The sequence below is a fragment of the Streptosporangium sp. CA-115845 genome (assembly GCF_050943795.1).
Classification (GTDB): Bacteria; Actinomycetota; Actinomycetes; order Streptosporangiales; family Streptosporangiaceae; genus Streptosporangium.
The window spans coordinates 8,672,074-8,689,953 of sequence record NZ_CP191988.1 but is presented as its reverse complement, the minus strand read 5'-3'; the positions used below and the strand labels follow the sequence as shown (position 1 = coordinate 8,689,953).

At 69.1% G+C, this 17,880-nt stretch carries 15 protein-coding genes; 4 read left to right on the top strand and 11 right to left on the bottom strand.

What is annotated here, in order from left to right; translation table 11 throughout:
* Window positions 1–11 precede the first annotated feature (11 nt).
* On the top strand, window positions 12–3,230 hold the full coding sequence (locus ACQP0P_RS41275; RefSeq protein WP_433366675.1) for a penicillin acylase family protein: 3,219 nt from the start codon (window positions 12–14) through the stop codon (window positions 3,228–3,230).
* Window positions 3,231–3,325: 95 nt separating this feature from the next.
* Here the strand turns inward: ACQP0P_RS41275 and ACQP0P_RS41270 are convergent, their stop codons facing one another.
* Genes ACQP0P_RS41270 through ACQP0P_RS41260 form a run of 3 tightly spaced genes read right to left on the bottom strand, consistent with a single transcriptional unit; the run spans window position 3,326 to window position 7,859 of the window.
* On the bottom strand, window positions 3,326–4,882 hold the full coding sequence (locus ACQP0P_RS41270; protein ID WP_433366672.1) for an IucA/IucC family protein: 1,557 nt from the start codon (window positions 4,880–4,882) through the stop codon (window positions 3,326–3,328).
* The gene (locus ACQP0P_RS41265) at window positions 4,879–6,717 is read right to left on the bottom strand and encodes an IucA/IucC family protein (RefSeq protein ID WP_433366669.1); all 1,839 of its coding nucleotides are present in this window, start codon (window positions 6,715–6,717) and stop codon (window positions 4,879–4,881) included. The genes ACQP0P_RS41270 and ACQP0P_RS41265 overlap by 4 nt, the downstream gene beginning before the upstream one ends.
* Complete coding sequence (locus tag ACQP0P_RS41260) at window positions 6,702–7,859, bottom strand: siderophore biosynthesis protein (protein ID WP_433366666.1); 1,158 nt, start codon at window positions 7,857–7,859, stop codon at window positions 6,702–6,704. Before ACQP0P_RS41260 ends, ACQP0P_RS41265 begins: the two co-directional genes overlap by 16 nt.
* 224 nt (window positions 7,860–8,083) lie before the next feature.
* Here ACQP0P_RS41260 and nudC point away from each other — a divergent pair, with 224 nt between their 5' ends.
* On the top strand, window positions 8,084–9,061 hold the full coding sequence (nudC, locus tag ACQP0P_RS41255; protein WP_433366663.1) for an NAD(+) diphosphatase: 978 nt from the start codon (window positions 8,084–8,086) through the stop codon (window positions 9,059–9,061).
* A gap of 626 nt (window positions 9,062–9,687) precedes the next feature.
* Here nudC and ACQP0P_RS41250 read toward each other — a convergent pair.
* From ACQP0P_RS41250 to ltrA, 3 genes are all read right to left on the bottom strand, one after another.
* The gene (locus tag ACQP0P_RS41250; protein ID WP_433366660.1) at window positions 9,688–9,810 is read right to left on the bottom strand and encodes a hypothetical protein; all 123 of its coding nucleotides are present in this window, start codon (window positions 9,808–9,810) and stop codon (window positions 9,688–9,690) included.
* A 309-nt stretch (window positions 9,811–10,119) separates the two neighbouring features.
* Window positions 10,120–10,428, bottom strand: a complete 309-nt coding sequence (locus ACQP0P_RS41245) for a hypothetical protein (RefSeq protein WP_433366658.1) — start codon at window positions 10,426–10,428, stop codon at window positions 10,120–10,122.
* A 106-nt stretch (window positions 10,429–10,534) separates the two neighbouring features.
* On the bottom strand, window positions 10,535–11,797 hold the full coding sequence (gene ltrA / locus ACQP0P_RS41240; protein WP_433366655.1) for a group II intron reverse transcriptase/maturase: 1,263 nt from the start codon (window positions 11,795–11,797) through the stop codon (window positions 10,535–10,537).
* A gap of 336 nt (window positions 11,798–12,133) precedes the next feature.
* Here ltrA and ACQP0P_RS41235 point away from each other — a divergent pair, with 336 nt between their 5' ends.
* Window positions 12,134–12,421: a MerR family DNA-binding transcriptional regulator gene (locus tag ACQP0P_RS41235; protein WP_433382363.1), complete on the top strand. Its 288-nt coding sequence runs from the start codon at window positions 12,134–12,136 to the stop codon at window positions 12,419–12,421.
* Between the two features lie 1,150 nt (window positions 12,422–13,571).
* The gene (locus ACQP0P_RS41230) at window positions 13,572–13,721 is read left to right on the top strand and encodes a hypothetical protein (protein WP_433366653.1); all 150 of its coding nucleotides are present in this window, start codon (window positions 13,572–13,574) and stop codon (window positions 13,719–13,721) included.
* Between the two features lie 8 nt (window positions 13,722–13,729).
* Here the strand turns inward: ACQP0P_RS41230 and ACQP0P_RS41225 are convergent, their stop codons facing one another.
* The 5 genes from ACQP0P_RS41225 to ACQP0P_RS41205 form a co-directional block, all read right to left on the bottom strand.
* Window positions 13,730–14,365: a hypothetical protein gene (locus ACQP0P_RS41225; protein ID WP_433366650.1), complete on the bottom strand. Its 636-nt coding sequence runs from the start codon at window positions 14,363–14,365 to the stop codon at window positions 13,730–13,732.
* Between the two features lie 251 nt (window positions 14,366–14,616).
* A complete protein-coding gene (locus ACQP0P_RS41220) occupies window positions 14,617–14,889 on the bottom strand; it encodes a hypothetical protein (protein ID WP_433366647.1) in 273 nt (90 codons plus the stop codon).
* Window positions 14,890–14,917: 28 nt separating this feature from the next.
* Window positions 14,918–16,168 carry an MFS transporter gene (locus ACQP0P_RS41215; protein WP_433366644.1) on the bottom strand — a complete coding sequence of 417 codons (1,251 nt, stop codon included), beginning with the start codon at window positions 16,166–16,168 and terminating at the stop codon, window positions 14,918–14,920.
* Window positions 16,165–16,950 carry an alpha/beta fold hydrolase gene (locus ACQP0P_RS41210; RefSeq protein ID WP_433366641.1) on the bottom strand — a complete coding sequence of 262 codons (786 nt, stop codon included), beginning with the start codon at window positions 16,948–16,950 and terminating at the stop codon, window positions 16,165–16,167. The genes ACQP0P_RS41215 and ACQP0P_RS41210 overlap by 4 nt, the downstream gene beginning before the upstream one ends.
* Window positions 16,951–16,988: 38 nt before the next feature.
* On the bottom strand, window positions 16,989–17,453 hold the full coding sequence (locus ACQP0P_RS41205) for a GbsR/MarR family transcriptional regulator (protein ID WP_433366638.1): 465 nt from the start codon (window positions 17,451–17,453) through the stop codon (window positions 16,989–16,991).
* Between the last annotated feature and the right edge of the window lie 427 nt (window positions 17,454–17,880).

Genomic DNA, 17,880 nt, shown 5'->3' with positions numbered 1-17,880 from the left:
GGGATTCTCCTATGCATGCACGTCTCAGGCGGACGATCACGGCGGCCTCAGCGCTGCTGATGGCCCTCGCGCTGACATCCCCCCTCGTACCGGCATCCGCATCCGTACCGACGTCCGCGGTCACGGCCGCGGCGGCCTACCCTCCCGACGACTACTGCCTCGGTGAGTGCGCGGACATCCTGCCCCCGGGTCAGAACGGCAACGCGACCCTGGCCGGGATCCTGGCCCACCAGTCGCTGGGCACGAAGCCCAAGCACAGTGACGACCAGCTCGGCAAGTACGCCAACCTGCTGTCCGGCTACACCGGCCTGACCAACGACCAGATCGCCGATTTCTTCAACGACGCCTCGTTCGGCGTCCCCGCCGGGCAGGTGGAGAGCACCATCAGCCCCCGCTCGGACGTGACGATCGTCCGTGACAAGGCGACCGGCGTCCCGCACATCACCGGGACCACCCGCGAGGGCACGATGTTCGGCGCCGGGTACGCGGGCGCGCAGAACCGCCTCTGGGTGATGGACCTGATGCGGCACGTCGGCCGGGGCGAGCTGACCTCGTTCGCCGGAGGCGCGCCGGGCAACCGGGAACTGGAGCAGAGCGCCTGGCGCAACGCCCCGTACACCGAGGCGGACCTGCAGGCGCAGATCACCAGGCTGCGGAACGCGAGCCCCCGGGGCGCGCAGCTCTACACCGACGTCGAGCACTACATAGCCGGTGTCAACGCCTACATCGACACCTGCATGGCCAACCGGGACTGCCCCGGTGAGTACGTGCTGACCGGGCACATGGACGCGGTCACCAACGCGGGCGGCCCGGTGAAGTTCACCATGACCGACCTGGTGGCGATCTCCGGTGTCATCGGCGGCCTGTTCGGCGGCGGCGGCGGTGCGGAGATGCAGTCCGCGCTGGTCCGGGTCGCGGCCCGCGCCAAGTACGGCACGACGGTCGGCGACCAGGTCTGGTCGGCGTTCCGCGCGCAGAACGACCCGGAGACGACGCTCACCCTGCACGACGGCCAGAGCTTCCCCGCGGGGAACGCGCCCGCCGGAGCCACCGGAGTCGTCCTCCCCGACCCGTCGACGGCGCCGGTGAACATCGTCGAGAACAGGACCGGGTCGGCCACCACCCCGGCCTCGGCCCTGACCACCAAGGGCATGCTGGACGGGCTGCTCGTCGACAACTCCCAGCCAGGCATGTCCAACGCCGTGGTGGTCTCGGCGGCCAAGTCGAAGACCGGGCACCCGGTCGCGGTGTTCGGCCCGCAGACCGGCTACTTCGCCCCCCAGCTGCTCATGCTCCAGGAACTCTCCGGACCCGGCATCCGGGCACGCGGCGCGGCCTTCGCCGGACTCAACCTCTACGTGCTGCTCGGCAGGGGCACCGACTACGCCTGGAGCGCGACCTCCAGCGGCCAGGACATCACCGACACCTACGCCCTGCAGCTCTGCGAGCCCGGCGGCGGCGCGGCCACCGTCGCGTCGAACCACTACCTCTACCGGGGCGTCTGCACCGCGATGGAGACGCTGCGCAAGACCAACTCCTGGAAGCCCACGGTCGCCGACTCCACCCCCGCCGGCTCGTACGACCTGGTGATCCAGCGCACCAAGTACGGACTGGTGAGCTGGCGCGGCACGGTCGGCGGGCAGCCCACCGCCTTCACCGCGCTGCGGTCGACGTACCACCACGAGGTCGACTCGGCGATCGGCTTCCAGATGTTCAACGACCCGGCCGCCATGGGCGACGCGACGGCTTTCAAGAACTCGGCCGCCACCATCGGCTTCGCGTTCAACTGGTTCTACGTCAACTCCACCGACTCGGCGTACTTCATGTCGGGCAGCACCCCGGTCAGGTCCTCGGTCTCCGACCCGAACCTGCCGATGACCGCCGACGCGGCCCATGAGTGGGCGGGCTACGACCCGGCCACCAACAGTGCGACCTACACCGCTCCCGCCACCCACCCGCAGGCGGTCAACCAGGACTACTTCGTCAGCTGGAACAACAAGCAGGCCAAGGACTACGGCGCCGCGGACGGCAACTTCAGCTTCGGGCCGGTCCACCGGGCCGACCTGCTGGACGCCCCGATCAAGGCGGCCCTGACCGGAAGCGGCAAGCTCGACCAGGCCGGCACCGTGAAGATTATGGCGGAGGCCGGAGTGACCGACCTGCGGGGCAAGAAGGTGCTGCCCGACCTGCTCCGGGTGATCAACAGCGCCGCGGTGACCGACCCGGCCCTCGCCTCCGCGGTCTCCAAGCTCTCCGCCTGGACGTCGTCGGGTTCCAAGCGGCTGGAGACCTCGCCGGGCAGCAAGGCCTACGCCCATGCCGACGCGATCCGCGCGTTCGACTCGTGGTGGCCCAAGCTGGTCCGCGCGCAGTTCAAGCCGGGGCTGGGAGACGGCCTGTACCAGTCGCTGGTCAACGCCCTCCAGATCAACGAGTCTCCCTCGGGTCATCAGCAGGGCGACAAGTCCAGTCTGCCCACCTCCGCGAACGGCGCGCAGACGCACAAGGGCTCGGCCTTCCAGTACGGCTGGTGGGGTTACGTGAGCAAGGACCTCAGGAACGTGCTCGGTGACCAGGTCACCGGGCCGCTGCCCGCCAGGTACTGCGGGGACGGCACGGTGGCCGGCTGCCGCACCGTCCTGCTGAACAGCCTGTCGGAGGCGCTCGCCGAGCCCGCGGCGACGACCTACCCCGGAGACGACGCGTGCGCGGCGGGCAACCAGTGGTGCGCCGACGCCGTCAAGCAGTCGCCGCTCGGCGGGATCACGCACTCGCTGATCTCCTGGCAGAACCGGCCGACCTACCAGCAGGTCCTGTCCTTCCCGGCCCACCGGGGCGACGCGATCACCAACCTGGCGGAGGGGCGGACGGCCAAGTCGTCGAGCAACCAGTTCCTCTACCCGGCGAGCAGGGCCGTCGACGGCAACCAGACGACCCGCTGGTCGAGCTCGTCCAGCGACAACCAGTACCTCCAGGTCGACCTCGGTTCCGCCACGACCGTGGGCAGGGTCATCCTGCGCTGGGAGGCGGCCTACGGGGCCGGGTACTCGATCCAGACCTCGACCGACGGCTCCACCTGGACCACCGTCTACTCCACCACCGCCGGAAACGGCGGTGTGGACAACGTGACGTTCACCCCGGCCACCGCCCGCCACGTCCGCATGCAGGGCGTCACGCGCGGGACGACGTACGGCTACTCCCTCTACGAGCTGGAGGTCTACCCCCGATAAGGCACGCCCCGAGGTAGCGGACGGGGACGGCGGTGCACCATCACCGCCGTCCCCGCCGTCATGCCGGGAGCAGGATCCTCTCGGGTGGCACTCGCTCAGACCATGGCCAGCGGGTTGGCGACCGGCACGTACCCCGCGGCGCGGTCCGCCGACCGCGCCCACCTGACCGACAGGTTGGCCTTGGCGGGCAGCGGCGCCCCCGACAGCAGGTCCGACAGCGGCCGGGGCCATCCCCGCGACTCCGCGTACCCCGCTAGGACCTTCCCGGCCACCGCCCACAGCTCCCGTGCGGGCCCGGCCCCGGAAAGGGAGGCGGCGATCTCGGCGAGATGGTTGACCATCAGGCAGTAGACCACCCGGCTCCAGCCGGCCTCCGCGTCGTAGCTGAGGGCCTCGGCGACCCGGGCCGGCAGGCCGGACAGGTCGTGCCGCCCGGCGACGAGCTTCGTGCCCTCCATGTCGCGGAAGACCGCCTCCACCGGCAGCCCCTCCGCGTCCACCCCGATCAGCACGTTCTGCAGGTGAGGTTCGAGCACCACGCCGTGGCCGAGGTAGGCGTCGAGCACCGGCAGCGCCACCCGCTCCACGTACGCCCGCCACCAGCGCACCGGATCGGCGGCCGGCACCTGCCGTCCGGCGGCCAGTGCGCCGCTCAGCAGGGGGGTCACCCCGGGTCTGCAGACCGACCACGGGCTGACCCGGACGATGACGCCGAGCCCCTCAAGCAGCCGGGTGCCCAGCTCGGCGGAGCGGTAGCCGGGTTCGGGCAGCCAGCGGGTGCCGGGGAAGGTCGCGGACAGCTCGCCGAACATCGGTCCGAGGCGGCGGCTCAGCTCGACCGCGCCCGCCAGCTCGTACCAGGAGTTCTTCCGCAGGCAGTTGGTGATCCGCACGTCCAGGCTGAACTTCAGGCACCGGTCGATCAGCGGCTCGTAGACGGTACGGACCGACGAGGTGGGAACCGCCATCCGGGTACTGTTCCCCAGGTCGAGAAGCCGGCTGTCGGCCAGCGGCGCGGCCAGGTCGGCCGAGAGCAGCTCCAGCTGCCACGGGTGCGCGGGCAGCAGCGAGTAACCGGGCGGCGCCGCGCCGAGCGCGTCGAGCGAGCCGGCCTCGCCCGCCTCCGCCAGCACGTCGTCTCTGACCCCGAGCAGTCGCAGCGGGAAGCTCGCGTGCGCCTCGGGCGCGTAGCGCAGCCAGCCCGCGCCGCCGCGCGCCTTCGGGCTGGGGTGGAACGGGTGACCGAAGACCAGCGCCTGCTCCGAGGCCAGCCACGGGTCGGCGGGGGGCGGCACGTCCCGCCGGGCCGCGAGCAGCGCCGCCATGGCGTCCCTGCTGGCGGCCACCTGGACGGCGAACTCGTCGTTGCCCTCGCCGAGCTCGGTCTCCACCAGCCGGACGAGCAGGTCCGCCGAGAGCGGCTGCCAGGAGTCGTTCGCCAGCCACTCGGCCCGCCCCTCGAAGCGCAGCGCGAGCCCGCCGTGCGCGCGGGCCCGCAGCAGGGTGTCCGCGACACGCAGCAGCACGTACGGCTCGTCGTGCCTGACCTGCCCGCGAGGTCCCGAGAGCTCCCGCACGCAACAGCGCAGCAGCGCCGCCAGTGAAGCCTCCTCGGCGACGGCTGCGGGGGAGTCGAGGGCGAGGCTGGTCATGGCGTCCTTCTGGTGATCGCGGCCGGTGTGGCCTGGGGGTGCTGGCGGAGGTAGTTCGGCCCGCTCGTGCCGTAGAACTTGTTCACATCCCGCGCACCGGTGCGCGCCTTGTCCACCAGGGTTCCGGCGGTGACCATCGACTTGCCGACGAGCCTGGCGGCGTCCAGGGTCCTGGCTCGCAGCAGCCTGGCCATCGGGTTCTCCCCGTACTCGTCGAGCGCTCCGGCGAGCGCATCGCGGACCAGCCCGGAGGCCCGTGGCGGCGGCAGCGCGCCGAACGCCACGGCGGCGGCCGCCAGGTGCAGGGTGATGGTCACGAACATGTCGGCGAGCGCGTGCGGGTCGTCGGTCAGCATCCGCGCGTCCGTGAAGTCCGGGACCGGGAGGCCGGCACCTCTCAGCAGGTCGGGTGAGGTCAGCAACCCGTCGTTGTCCTTGACGAGCAGCCGCACGACACTTTCGCCTGTGGTATCGGTGCCGAGCACCAGTGAGAGGTTCTGCTGGTGGGCCTCGAGCGCGGTGCCGTACCTGACGAAGAGCCGCACGTGGAAGCGGAACAGCACCCGCAGGTACCTGGCGAGCAGACCGGCGACATCCCCGCCGAACCACCGTCCGGCGAGACCCTCCACGACCAGGCCGCTCCCGGGCAGCGGCGCCGCCAGTGCCGCGACGGGGACGACCTCCCCCACGGGCTGGCGGCGCAGCAGCCAGCCCAGATACTCGTGCCCGGCGTGCCCGTACGTCTGCTCGTCGGCCAGCAGCACCTCGGGGTCGGGCATCGCCCGCAGCAGCAGCTCGGCCCGCGCCCCGTCGGCCAGCGTGCCGGGCTTGATCGACCTCCGGTTGCGCAGCCCGAGGGTGCTGGTGGTCAGCGGCAGCTTCAGGTGCGCGCCCGGGGCGATCTCGACGGTGCGCATCGACAGCGTGGGTCTGACCCGCAGATACGGCTGAGGGGCCACGGTCGCCCACGGAATCTCCTCGACGCGGGGGACCGTCAGCGGGTGCACGGGGAACAGCGCGTGCGTCTCGGCGAGACTCCCCGCCAGCCCGACGGCACGGAACCCGGGTGCCCCCGGCATCTCGGCCCCGGTGAGCCGCTCCCGGGGAACCGCGGCCCAGCGCAGCTCGAAGGCGGGCGCGAACTCCGGTGCGTACCCGGTCAGCTCCTCGTCGGACAGGCCGATCCGGCACCGGGCCGTCGGGTAGACGGGGTGATCGACGAACGCGGCCAGCGTCTCGTACCACACGCTGCCGCGTCCGCCACCGGTTCCCGTCGTGCTCATGGTGCCGTGTCCGGCTCGGTGTCCCGCGGGCCGCCCGGTGCCGGACGTGGCGTCGGACGTGGCGTCGGGGTGCGGGATGGCGGGGTGTGCGGTGGCGGCGGCCAGTCTGGCGAGCACCTCTTCGCGGTGGAGGTCGTGCAGGTCGAGGGCGCGCAGCGCCTCGTGGCACTCCCTGGCGAACGACTCGACCCCGGCCGCGTCGGCGGGGTCGGAGACCTCCCGCAGCGTGTGCAGGACCTCCCGCAGATGGAGTGCCTCCTGCGGGGCCGCGACGAAGTCCTGGAACAGCGAGCCGGGGACCAGCCGCACCCGTCTGCCCCCCGGCAGGACCAGCGCGACGCCGTCCTTGCCGTGGGTCACCCGCCTGGCCAGGCCGCCGTAGTCCTCGCGCAGCAGCGCGTTCAGCACCCGGATGGCGAGGTACGACTCCCGCCCGCGCACCGAACCTCCGCCGATCCCGGAGCTGTTTCTGGAGCCGATCCCGGAGTCGTTCCCGGCGCCCCGGCCGGCCACCCGCCGGCTCGCGGGCTCCCGGCTCATGCGATCACCCACGGGTGCTCCGCCCTGAAGGCCGCGACGGCGGCGTCCACGCCCGCCCGGTCGGGCCCGGTCACGCGGACGATGCCCAGGTAGTCGCGGTTGGTGTTGCTCAGGTCGATCCGGTCGCCCACGGCGCGCAGCGGCCGGTGCCAGATCCGGACCGGGTCGCCGGAGGCGGGGACGACGGTCCCGGGAGCCTCCACCACGGTCCCCGAACGATCGGCGACCAGGCTCAGCGCGGTCCCGTGCCCCCGCACCGGGGCGAGGTCCGCCGGCCCCATCCCGAGATGCGTCCCGAGGACGAGCTCGAACAACGGCACCTGGAGCAGGCTCGCCAGCAGGAAGTCGCAGTGGTCGCCGATCACCCGGTAGTTGACCTCGACGATCCGTGGTCCGGCCGGGGTCATCACGTACTCGGTGTGGCAGGCCCCGAACCCCACCCGGAGTGCCTCCAGCGCCCGCAGCACGTGGTCGCGGCCGGGAGGCGGCTCCCAGTCGAGCCGTTCCTCCACGAAGTGCGGCAGCGGTCCGAGAGTGGTGCGGAAACCGCCGAGCACCCTGATCCGTTCGCCGTCGCCGAGCGTCTCCATCGTGTGCAGGGGGCCGTCGAGATACTCCTCCACGACCAGCGTCTCCGCCGGCCGCCTGTCCCTGATGGACAGGACGGCCGCCGCGAGCTCGCCCGCGTCGTGGACCAGCACGACGTCCTCGCTGGCCACGCCCTCGCACGGTTTCACGACCGAGGGGAAGGGCAGGTCCGCGACCGGCGGGTCGGCCGGTGCCAGCCGCGCGGTACGGACGGTCTCGACCCCGGCCGCGGCCAGCCGCCGCCGGGTGAGCGCCTTGTTCTTGGTGTCGACGCAGGCCCGCCAGTCCTTGCCGGGGAGTCCGAAGTACGCGGCGGCGAGCGCGGTCTCCGCCTGGATGTGGTCGGAGTTCGAGAAGATCGCGTCCGGGGTGCGGTGGTGCGCGACGGTGTCGATCATCGCCCGCGCGTCGCGCACGTCGCAACGGAGCACCTCCGCTCCATGGTCGCGGTACTGTTCCGGCCGGTCGGTGAGGATCGTGACCTCGCACCCGAGTGCGCGTGCCGCCGGGAGGAAGCCGTCGGTGACCGAGTCCGTCGGTTTCAGCGCGGTGAGGTACAGCCGCAATGCAGGAACCCCCGATATCAGGTAAGGCTAACCTAACTCGGTGCATCCTAGCGGGATGGAGATCATCACGCCGGGATGATCGGTCTATTGACCGTATACGTCCGTGTCGTCAAAAGACGGGGTCTTTTCTGGAGGGTCTCCGGCCAGGGGTGACGCCGTCGGCCCTGTGCGGCTCCGCGTTCCGGCGGCGTAATATGTGCACTCGTTTGGGGAGGCGGAACGGCGTGGAGATCACTGCACAAGAAGGACTTCTGGGGCCGCTGCTGCTCGCGCGCAGCGCCATCGACAGGTCGGCGGTGCTCCGCGGCGACACCGAGTGGCTGGAGCGGGCCTGGGCGGACGGCGCGACCAGGGTCGTGGTCGTCGACGACGGGCAGGCGCTGATCCGGCGCAGCGGCGGAGAGGCGGAGCTGGTCCTGCTGTCCACCGCCGACGCTCCCGAGGGAGAGCGTTACCTGCTCGGCGTCGACGCGGAGGGCATCGCCTACTTCGCCGTGACGGCGTCGCCGGCCACCGCCACCCATACCGGCTCCTTCAACCGGATCGTCTCCCCGCTCGACCCCTCGGAACTGGGTGAGGGGCAGACCGTCGTCGCCGGGTTGCGCCAGGTGGGATCGTTGCTGGGCGATCTGGACGCCGGTCTGCTGGTGTACGCGGTCGCCCTGGAGGCGTGGCACTCCACCCACGAGTACTGCCCCCGATGCGGGAGCCGCACCGAGGTGCGGGCCGGCGGGCATGTGCGCGTCTGCCCCAAGGACGACAGCCAGCACTTTCCCCGGGTCGACCCTGCGGTGATCATGCTGATCCACGATGACGACGACAGGTGCCTGCTGGCCAGAGGACCGCAGTGGCCCGAGGGGCGGCTGTCGGTGCTGGCCGGTTTCGTCGAGCCGGGCGAGTCACTGGAACAGGCCGTGGCGCGCGAGGTGTCCGAGGAGGTCGGCGTGCGGGTCGCCGACGCGCGCTACATGGGCAGCCAGCCCTGGCCGTTCCCGCGCAGCCTGATGCTCGGCTTCTTCGCGCGGGCCACGTCGACGGAGTTCGTACTGGACTCCGAGGAGATCGCCGAGGCCCACTGGTTCAGCCGCGCCGAGCTGCTGGCCGCGATGGAGAGCGGCGAGGTGCGCCTGCCGTCGGAGTTGTCGATCGCCCGCAGGCTCATCGAGACCTGGTACGGCGCACCGCTGACCGGCGACTGGTGAACGTGTCCGCCGCCGTGTCCGCCGCCGTGTCCGCCGTACGCCACGGGCGCTGACGGATCCGGCGGCCAAGACCGCGTGGGCTCGGCCGCCGGTGACAGGTGCCCTCTTCGGGGCTTTCACGAGATCTTCTCCGGCCCTGACCCTCGTACCGGTACGCGGTGCACGGGTGTGCGGGGCCAGGCATGGGGTCCCGGTAGTAATGGCGCGGGATCCAACGGATATGCCTTTCACCTGCGCTTATGCAGAGGTCTCAGGCTGATGGGCCAGGCCTGAGCTCTGTTGTCCATGCAGGCCAGAGGCACATCTGTTGGATTTCCGGCCGAAGCTACGGGATCCCCAGCGGGCTCGCGGGGCGCGATGACGAAGCGGGTCTCCACGACGGTCTCGCGGACCACCTCGCGCACCGGGCGGCGAGGACTTCGAGCCCTTATGACGATCTCGCGCGCCCGCGCGTAGGACCCCTCTTAAAACTCTCAAAACTCCTCTCTCCGAGGTGTCGACGTCCCGCCGGAATACCCTCGCGAAAGGGGTCTCCTGCCCGCTGGCTGGAGAACCGCGGCTGACAGGAGACTCCTCCCCTACATGAAGGGATCCACGGGGGGAGCATCACCCGGGCTGAGCGCCACTCACAGGACCCACACCGCGCCCCTCAGGTAGACGAGGTACGTGCGTGCCCTCCAGTACCGCGCGGCCGCCTTGTCGGCCTCGGCGTCAGGCCGCGGTTTTTCGTCGGAGGACTCCCCGTTCACTTTCTCTCTTTTCTCCCGACATGGCGCCGGGTGCCTACCGAACCGTCCGGCGAAACCTGCCAGACGAACGGGCCATGCAGGCGAGAGTAAAAGAGGTCTGAGGCGCTCGCAATCGGCAAACATGCAGGTAGACGCTAAATGACTGTAGAAAACGCGGGTCTGTCGAAGCGTTCTACCTCGGACAACATGAGCAATTCATCTCGCTCGGAAAGCCGAAAAAACTTCTTGTAGATTTTTCTTTCTCGCGGTTCGCGCCCCGAAAAACTCCTCGGTCTCCAGCCTGGTTACCTCGTGTCGGTGGCCACCACTTCAGCGACGGCGCGTCGCCAGCTCGTCGGCCACCCGGGCATGCTCGCGGGCGCGACGGGCCAACTCGGCCGTGCGAACGGCCACGGCATCGGCGAGCGCGACCGCCCGCACCTCCCAGCCCGGAGCCGGGTCCTCTTGGTCGACGAGCCCCAGGAGGTCGTCGACGGCATCGGCGATCTTGTCGGCGTCACCGGCCAGCTCGCCACGTACCTCGGCCAGTCGGTCAGCCAGATCGGCCTCTCGGCGCCGGGCCCGGTAGGCCGCTTGACGACATCCCGCCGAGCAATACCGGGGGCGCCGCCTGGTCACGGGGTCGAGCGGGTGCCACCGGTCGGGTCGCCCCGGGCGTCTCAGCCCGGGGCTCCCACAGAACCGTGCGTAACAATCTCTCGTTACACGGCTCTTGTCGTCCTGGTCACCAGACTGCCGGAACCGTGTTCACCCAGATCCAGTGAGCGAAGAACGCGGGCCGCAGCTTCACGACCCTTTCCCACTGGGCTTGGGCCTTCTTTCGGCTCCGTAGCCGCTTGTACTTGTTGCGCGACCACCGCATCAGGTAGGCGTTGATGCGGGCCAGGAGGGGATGCAGCGCGGAGCGGTAGAACGCCCCGTAGTACTGCATCCAGCCCCGCACGACCGGATTGATCTGCCGTGCGAGGTCGTGTTCGGAGGACCCGGAGCGATGGTGGAGCCGCCAGGCTCGCACCTTCGCCCCCATCTGCTTCAAGGCTTCCTTGCTGACCGCCGGGTTGAAGCCGCAGCGCATCTTCCCGGTCTTCGTCCGCACCCCTCGCGGCCGGAAGGTGAACCCCGGGAACGTGAACGACGTGTGCTCGTGTGAGCCGCGCCGTCTGTCGTCCTTGCAGTACACGATCCGGGTCTTGTCCGGGTGCAGGTGAAGTCCGACCTTGGCCATCCGTCCCTTGATCGCCGCCAACACCCGTTCGGCCTGCCCCAGGCTGGAGCAGTGCACGACCGCGTCGTCGGCGTAGCGCTCGAACACCACATCCGGGAACTCCCGGGCGATCCAGGCGTCGAACGCGTAGTGCAGGAACAGATTCGCCAGGACGGGTGAGATCGCCGACCCCTGCGGGGTTCCACGCTCTCGATCTTGCAAGGTTCCGTCGGGCAGTGCCAGCGGCGCGGCAAGCCACCGCTGGACATACAGCACCACCCACGGCAGGTCGGTGTGCGCCTGGACCGCCTCGACGATCAGAGCCCAAGGCACGGAGTCGAAGAACTTCCGGATGTCGAACTCGACCACCCAGTCGAACTCCCAGCAGTGTTGCCGACAGGCCCCGACCGCATCCAGCGCCGAGCGGCCCGGACGATAGCCATAGGAACTTGGATGGAAGATCGGTTCGACCTTCGCTTCCAGCACCCCGGCTACCACCGTCTGCGCGATCCGATCCGCCACGGTAGGAACGCCCAGCATCCTGGTGCCACCGCCGTGCGCTTTCGGGATCTCCACAGCCATGACCGGAGGCGGAAAGTACGTTCCCGAGGACATTCGATTCCAGATCTTGTACAGGTTGTTCTTCAGATCCTTCTCGAATTCCCCGATGGATACCCCGTCCACCCCAGCTACGCCCTTATTCGCCTTGACCTTCTCCCACGCCACCTGGACAGCCCATTTAGAGATCTCAAACGGCTTGTCCGGTGGTCTACGGTCACGCATTCGCGATCCCCGCATCCCCGCCCGCATCGGGCGGCCACATGCGGAAGCAGGTAAGTCGGCCCCAGGGCCGGTAGATGGTGTTGAACCTCGGAGGTCCCGGCGCATCATGGCGCCGGGGCCCTGTTGGCATTTTCCAGCAGGTCGTTGGGAAGGTTGTATGGACCAAGCATCGATAGCGCGCAGCCCAGGCTCCGCGCCGACGCCGATATGGCTGAACCGGCCCTACGGGCCGACACCGCGGGAAGAGCCGATGGGGCCGATGGGCTTGGGCTCCTCACCACACCGGGTCACAGGCCCGCTCACCGGTTCGACGACGAGGACTACCCCGCCTACAGCATGGGCCGGGCCGCCGAGATGCTCGGCGTCACCCCGGCGTTCCTGCGCAACCTGGGCGCCGCCAAGTTGATCGAGCCGCAGCGCTCCGAGGGCGGTCATCGCCGCTACTCCCGCTACCAGCTCCGCCTGGCCGCCCGCGAACTGGCCGACCAGGGCACCGCCCTGGAGGCCGCCTGCCGCATCATCATCTTGGAAGACCAGCTCGCCGAGGCCCTGCGCATCAACACCGAACTCCACCACCATCGCGCCCGCCACCAGCCCGGCACCGCGAGCCGCATCTCGGCCTGAGGGCCGGCGCCCTCACCCGCGCTGCCGCCCAGCGCACCGCACCAGGCCGGGCTGCCCTGCCTCGCAGCGGCAGGGCAGCCCGGCCTGGTGAAGGCGCACGGCTCACGCGTTGACCTTCATGAAATCCGGGCGAACCGGACAGTTGTGCTGGGGCTCGGGAGAGGCCGCCCCTGCCGCTGGACGCGCGCCTACGCGTAGGGGTGTCCCGCAAGTCCCGAAACGGGGCCACGGTCAGCGGCGGCGCGGGGAACCACCGGTTGGCGTACTCCGGCCGTTTCTTCCTTGACCACCACCCCAACGAGCACGAAAGCGTCGCCGGGGGGTGTACGTCACTCCGTACCTGTTCACCTAATCAACAGCCGGGTCCATAACCGTCGAATGCAACGGCTGGCGTATACCGGCCCGCCTTATCCAAGCAACGCCCGGAGAAAGGACTCCCTACCGCTGCACTTGAAGCTCATAGTGAGTCTGTCCCTGGTGAGGGGGGTAACTGTCAGGGTAGTACCGGCACTGCCAGGTGCCCCCGTAGTTCTTGCCATCAACCCTGCACTGGGCCAGTGTCGTCGCATTGGCCGGGTAGTAGTAATTAATCGTATGCCAGGCCAACGCCGATGCCGTCGGTGTAGTCGATGCCGCTGATGCGGTTATCGGTCCGCTCATGGCACATAGAAGCGCTGCGGCAGCGAGTACGCCGAGTCCCCGTTTGAACACGATCCAAACCTCCGAGTTAACAGACGGTAGATCACCTGATCAATAAACAATAGATCATCTTTTGTGGATTGCGCAAAGTTGACTCGGCCTGGAGGCTCAACGGGGACCTCGGCTGGTTACGGGCTGTATGGGGGCGGCGATCGGAGCCGTCGGACGGGGGCCGCCGCGATCAGGGCCCCTGATCGCCTATCTTGCTGACCCGCCGCATTCTGTGAGCAATTGCATCGGGTGTGTACACGACACGGTTAGCATGCGCCCGCGACCTGCACTGCGGGATCGCGCTTCGGAAGGCACCAATCTCAGTGAAAAGGAGGCATGGAGCTGACCAGGGTGCTTCACTACCATTCGCATCTGATGCGAATTTTTCGCATCAGGAGGGACGCCTGGGAGGGGGACTGTACGGTTTTCGGTGTAACTCCTGATCAAGGAGATACACCTGATGAGTACTGTGATTCAGGCATCCGCAGACATGGACCTGGAGGAAGCCGCGGTGACGCGGAAAGACAAGGCGTCGGATCGCGAGCTGGTAGGCCGGCTGGTCGACCAGGCCCGCGCCGAGGGCATGGATCAGGAACGCTTGACAAGCTGACCTGTGCATCAGTCGGTCCACGACGAGGCATCGGGCCAGTTGTATCTGCGGTCGTCGTCGGTCAGCGGCTGGTAGTGCGTGACAGCGATGAGTTCGCCGGAGTCGTCGAAGCCCCGGAACTTGGCGCGGTCGTCGACATGGCGAATGGCGTGCGGCACGGTGACCAGGCCACTGGCCGGGACGGGCAGGTCGATGACGTCGTCGGCGTAGTGCACCTGCACGGCTGCTACCCGTCGCGTCGCCATCACCGTCAGGTTGGCCACCCACTCGGTATCGGGACGGGCGAGCTGGCCCGACAAGCTCACCAGGTCGCTGCCGTGCCAATCGGGCAGTGGCGCGTCCGGCCGGTGCAGTACCCATTCCGGCATGCCGCCTCCCGAGGCGGCAAACGGATATTCCCACTGTCCGGCCGCTGAGCGTGTCGGTAGGGAGACGTCGTCGTAGAGCTCACTATCCTCGGGGTCGCGGAACACTACGATCAACGACCCGTAGCGGCCCCACTGTCCGGCTGCGGCGATCGCGGCCGAGCCGGGCGGGAGAACTGTGGGAAGCGGCGGTGCGCCGTGGTCAAGCGCGTCGAACACCTCTTGCTCGTCGAAGAACCGGTAGGAGCCATCAGATGACTCATGTTCCGTATCTTCCATAGACCTCAGCGTAACGACGCCCAGACCATGCGCTCAGCCGGTGTCGCTCATAGGGGTCCCGGTAGTAATGGCGCGGGATCCAACGGATATGCCTTTCACCTGCGCTTATGCAGAGGTCTCAGGCTGATGGGCCAGGCCTGAGCTCTGTTGTCCATGCAGGCCAGAGGCACATCTGTTGGATTTCCGGCCGAAGCTACGGGGACCCCTACCTACGGGAACGGCCCTCGTGGAGGAATCGGACCGAAGAGTGATCACAACCCCGTCTCGGGCCCCTCCGGCGGAGCGGTCACCTCCGGCGCGAGCTGCAGGCCCACCACACCAACGATATGCGCGTCGGTGAGGTTCGCGCGGGTGAGGTCGATCCTCGCGCCGGGCGTGTCATGGGCGACGGCACGTCGGCCGATCACGGTGAGTGTGGCCTGCAGGTCGGTCCTCAACCCCGGACCACGAGGTTTCACATTCTCTTCTTCGTCGGTCTCGACGTCTCGGGAGTGCTCCCGGATGAAGGCCACGAGCACCTCCATGACCGTGGGGTGGTCGTGGGCCGGTGTCTCAGCGTGCTAATCGCGGCAGGGTGCGGACTGCGGGATGGGTCAGTGTGACAGTCAGCGCCGCGGTGAGAGCGGCGAGGCCGGCGGTCAGTGCGATGGTCTGGTTCGTGTAGGCCAGCAGGTGTCCGGCGACGAGGGTTCCGACCGGTGCTGCCGATAGTGCGATGAGTCCAAGTGCGCTGGTGACTCGCCCGACGAGGCCGTCGGGTGTGCTGCGGACGAACCAGGTGAGGACGCCGATGTTCGCCACCGGGAAGGTGGCTCCGAACAGGGTCAGGAGCGTGACGGCGGCCGGGGTGGTGGTAGCCAGGGTGAGGCCTGAGCCGACGAGCAGGAGGCCGGCCAGGGTCAGGGCGATGGTGTGTCCGAGGGCGAGGCGGCGCAGTATGAGACGGCTGGCCAGCGCGCCAAGCAGGCTGCCCACGCCGAATCCGGCCTGGAGCAGAGCGAGTTGGGATGGCGGGGCGCCGCGGTGCTGCAGGCCGAGGACGGTGCCGGTGTATAGGATCCAGAACCCGACTGTGGACATGGCGATCACGAGGCTCAGCGGCCGCAGACCGCGGTGTGTGGCAAAGAACCGTATACCGGCCATCAGCTCGCCGACCACCGACGTGCGGGGGCGATCGACTTTTGGTCGCAGGTCGTCGCGGATCGCAGCCGCGCAGGCGGCCGCGATCAGGTTGGCGATGCTGTCGGCGACGTAGGGCAGCGTGCCGGCGACGGAGTAGAGCGCTCCGGCCAGTGGCGGCCCCGTGATGCTTGCGGCCGAGGACCGGGCCTGGTTCAGCGCGAGCGCCGTGTCCAGGTCCTTGGTGGCGACAACCTGCACGAGCGCGGCCTGCTCGGCTGGTGGGTAGCCCATCGACACCGCTCCAGTGGCGCAGGTCACCATGGCCAGCTGGGTGAGGGTCAGGATGCCGAGCCAGGCGGCGACGGGGATCGAGGCGATCAGCGCCGCGTGCCCGACCGCGACGGTGATCATGACGGTGCGCCGGTCGAAGCGATCCGCGAGCCACCCGGCCGGCAGGGTGGCGACGAGCATGCCGATCAGTGACAGGCCCATGATCGTGCTGGCCGCTGCCGGGTCGTGGGTGAGGTCGTAGGCCAGCAGCACCCCGGCCAAACCGGTCATGCTCGCGCTGGTCAGGGTGAGTGTGCGCCCGGCCATCAACAGGCGGTAGGCGCGGTTGCGGCGTAGATCGACCGTGGATGTGCCGACCGGCTGGGAAGCGGCGTCCGGCGGACGAGTCACGGGGTGGGGGCGGAGGGGGCCGCGTGCTGGATCGCTGTGACGACGCTGTCCGGGTACTTGGACAAGATCTGCAGGTGAGAGCAGGGCAGCCTCGCGTCGACGGTGATGTTGGGATGCGCGGCGATGACGGGATCGATCGCGGCGCGCATCGTGCGTAGCTGTTCGTCGGTCGCGCCGGGGTGGCGGGTGGAGGCGATCAGGAACCGGACCGGGCAGGTGATCCGGTCGTAGGCCGGCCCAAGCTGGCCGAGGACGTCGTCGAGTTCGATGTTCACCGTGGCCGCCTCATCGGGCGACATGGTCGTCGACCGGCCGAACAGGGCGAGCAGCCGCATCAGCGGACCCATTTTTCGGAACGTGCTGCGGGTCTTCGCGCGTTCCTCGGCCGACTGCATGGAGATGGGGAAGGCCCCGTCGATGAGGACCAGGCCGGTCACCGCGTCCGGATGGTCCGCGGCGTAGCGGACGGCCACCGCGGCTCCGTAGGACCAGCCGACGAGAATCGGGCGGGCCGTGCCGGTGAGTCCGGTCGTGGCGAGTACCGCGTCCAGGTCTTCTAGGCAGCCCGCGAACGAGTAGTCCGACGACCGCGTCGACCTGCCGCGGGCACGTTCGTCGAAGGAGATGATGCGATATGTGCCGCCCAGCGCGGTGATCACGCGGTTCCAGTCGCGCTGGGTGCCGAAGGCCCCGTTGAGGAGCACCACGGCCGGGTCCGGGCCGGCGTGGTCGGTGGCGTCCAGGACGGCGTCCGCAGACGGGATTCGAAGTTTTTCCGGCATGGGGGATCCTTGGTGGGTAGAGGGGAATCGGGGGGTGGTCAGGGGCGGCGTCGCTGACGACGCCACTCGTCGAGGACCGCGGGCAGCTTCTCGGCGAGGAACTCGTAAAGTTCCATGGCCTCCTGCAGCGTGGCGCGGCGCGGGCTGTCGTGGTCGCCGAGGAAGGCCAACCCGTCCCGGGCGAGAGCGGCGTGTTCCCGGTACACCGCGGCGGTGAAGCCATCCGGTTCGAGGATCCGCGGATCGATCGTCACGTAGTCGGCCTGCTCCCCGGCCGGACGTGACCGCATCAGCGCGTGATGGTCCTCCAGAAGTCGCACCGCGTTCGTGACCGCCGTGCGGCTCGCCTTCAGGTCCTCACTCAGCTGCCCGATGGTCGACCGTTCCCGGGAGCACGTCATCACGTAGCCAAGAACCCGGCCCGCGATCGGGGGGAAGCCGTACTCGCGCGCGTAGAACCGGCCCACCCGGTCGGCGTACGCCAACTCTTCATCGCTCACCATATCGCTATGATGACACACAAGACAGAGATAACACAAATTTGTGTTATCTCTCGCCGGTGGCATGCGTCCCTTCTCATTCGATCTTGCCTGTGTGCACGTGCCCGACCTGCCGAGGTCGGGGCGATCGACGCCGAACGCCTTCGGTGCCCGCCGGCGGGGAAGCGTTGGTGACGCCGGCCGAGTGTGGGCTACCCGAGGAGGCCGACCGGCCGCGGACCGGTGTCCGGATCCAGCGGCGCAGAGTCGCAGGATGGCGCCTGCCCCCGACCGTGACCATCGTGGATCGAACGAGTAAGTGGGGCAACCCCTGGCGCGTCGAGATCGCCCCTCGCGCAGGTGAAAGGCATATCCGTTGGATCCTGCGCCATTACTACCGGGACCCCGGCATGCGGGAGCCCCGGTTTTCGATGGAACCGGGGCTCGGGTG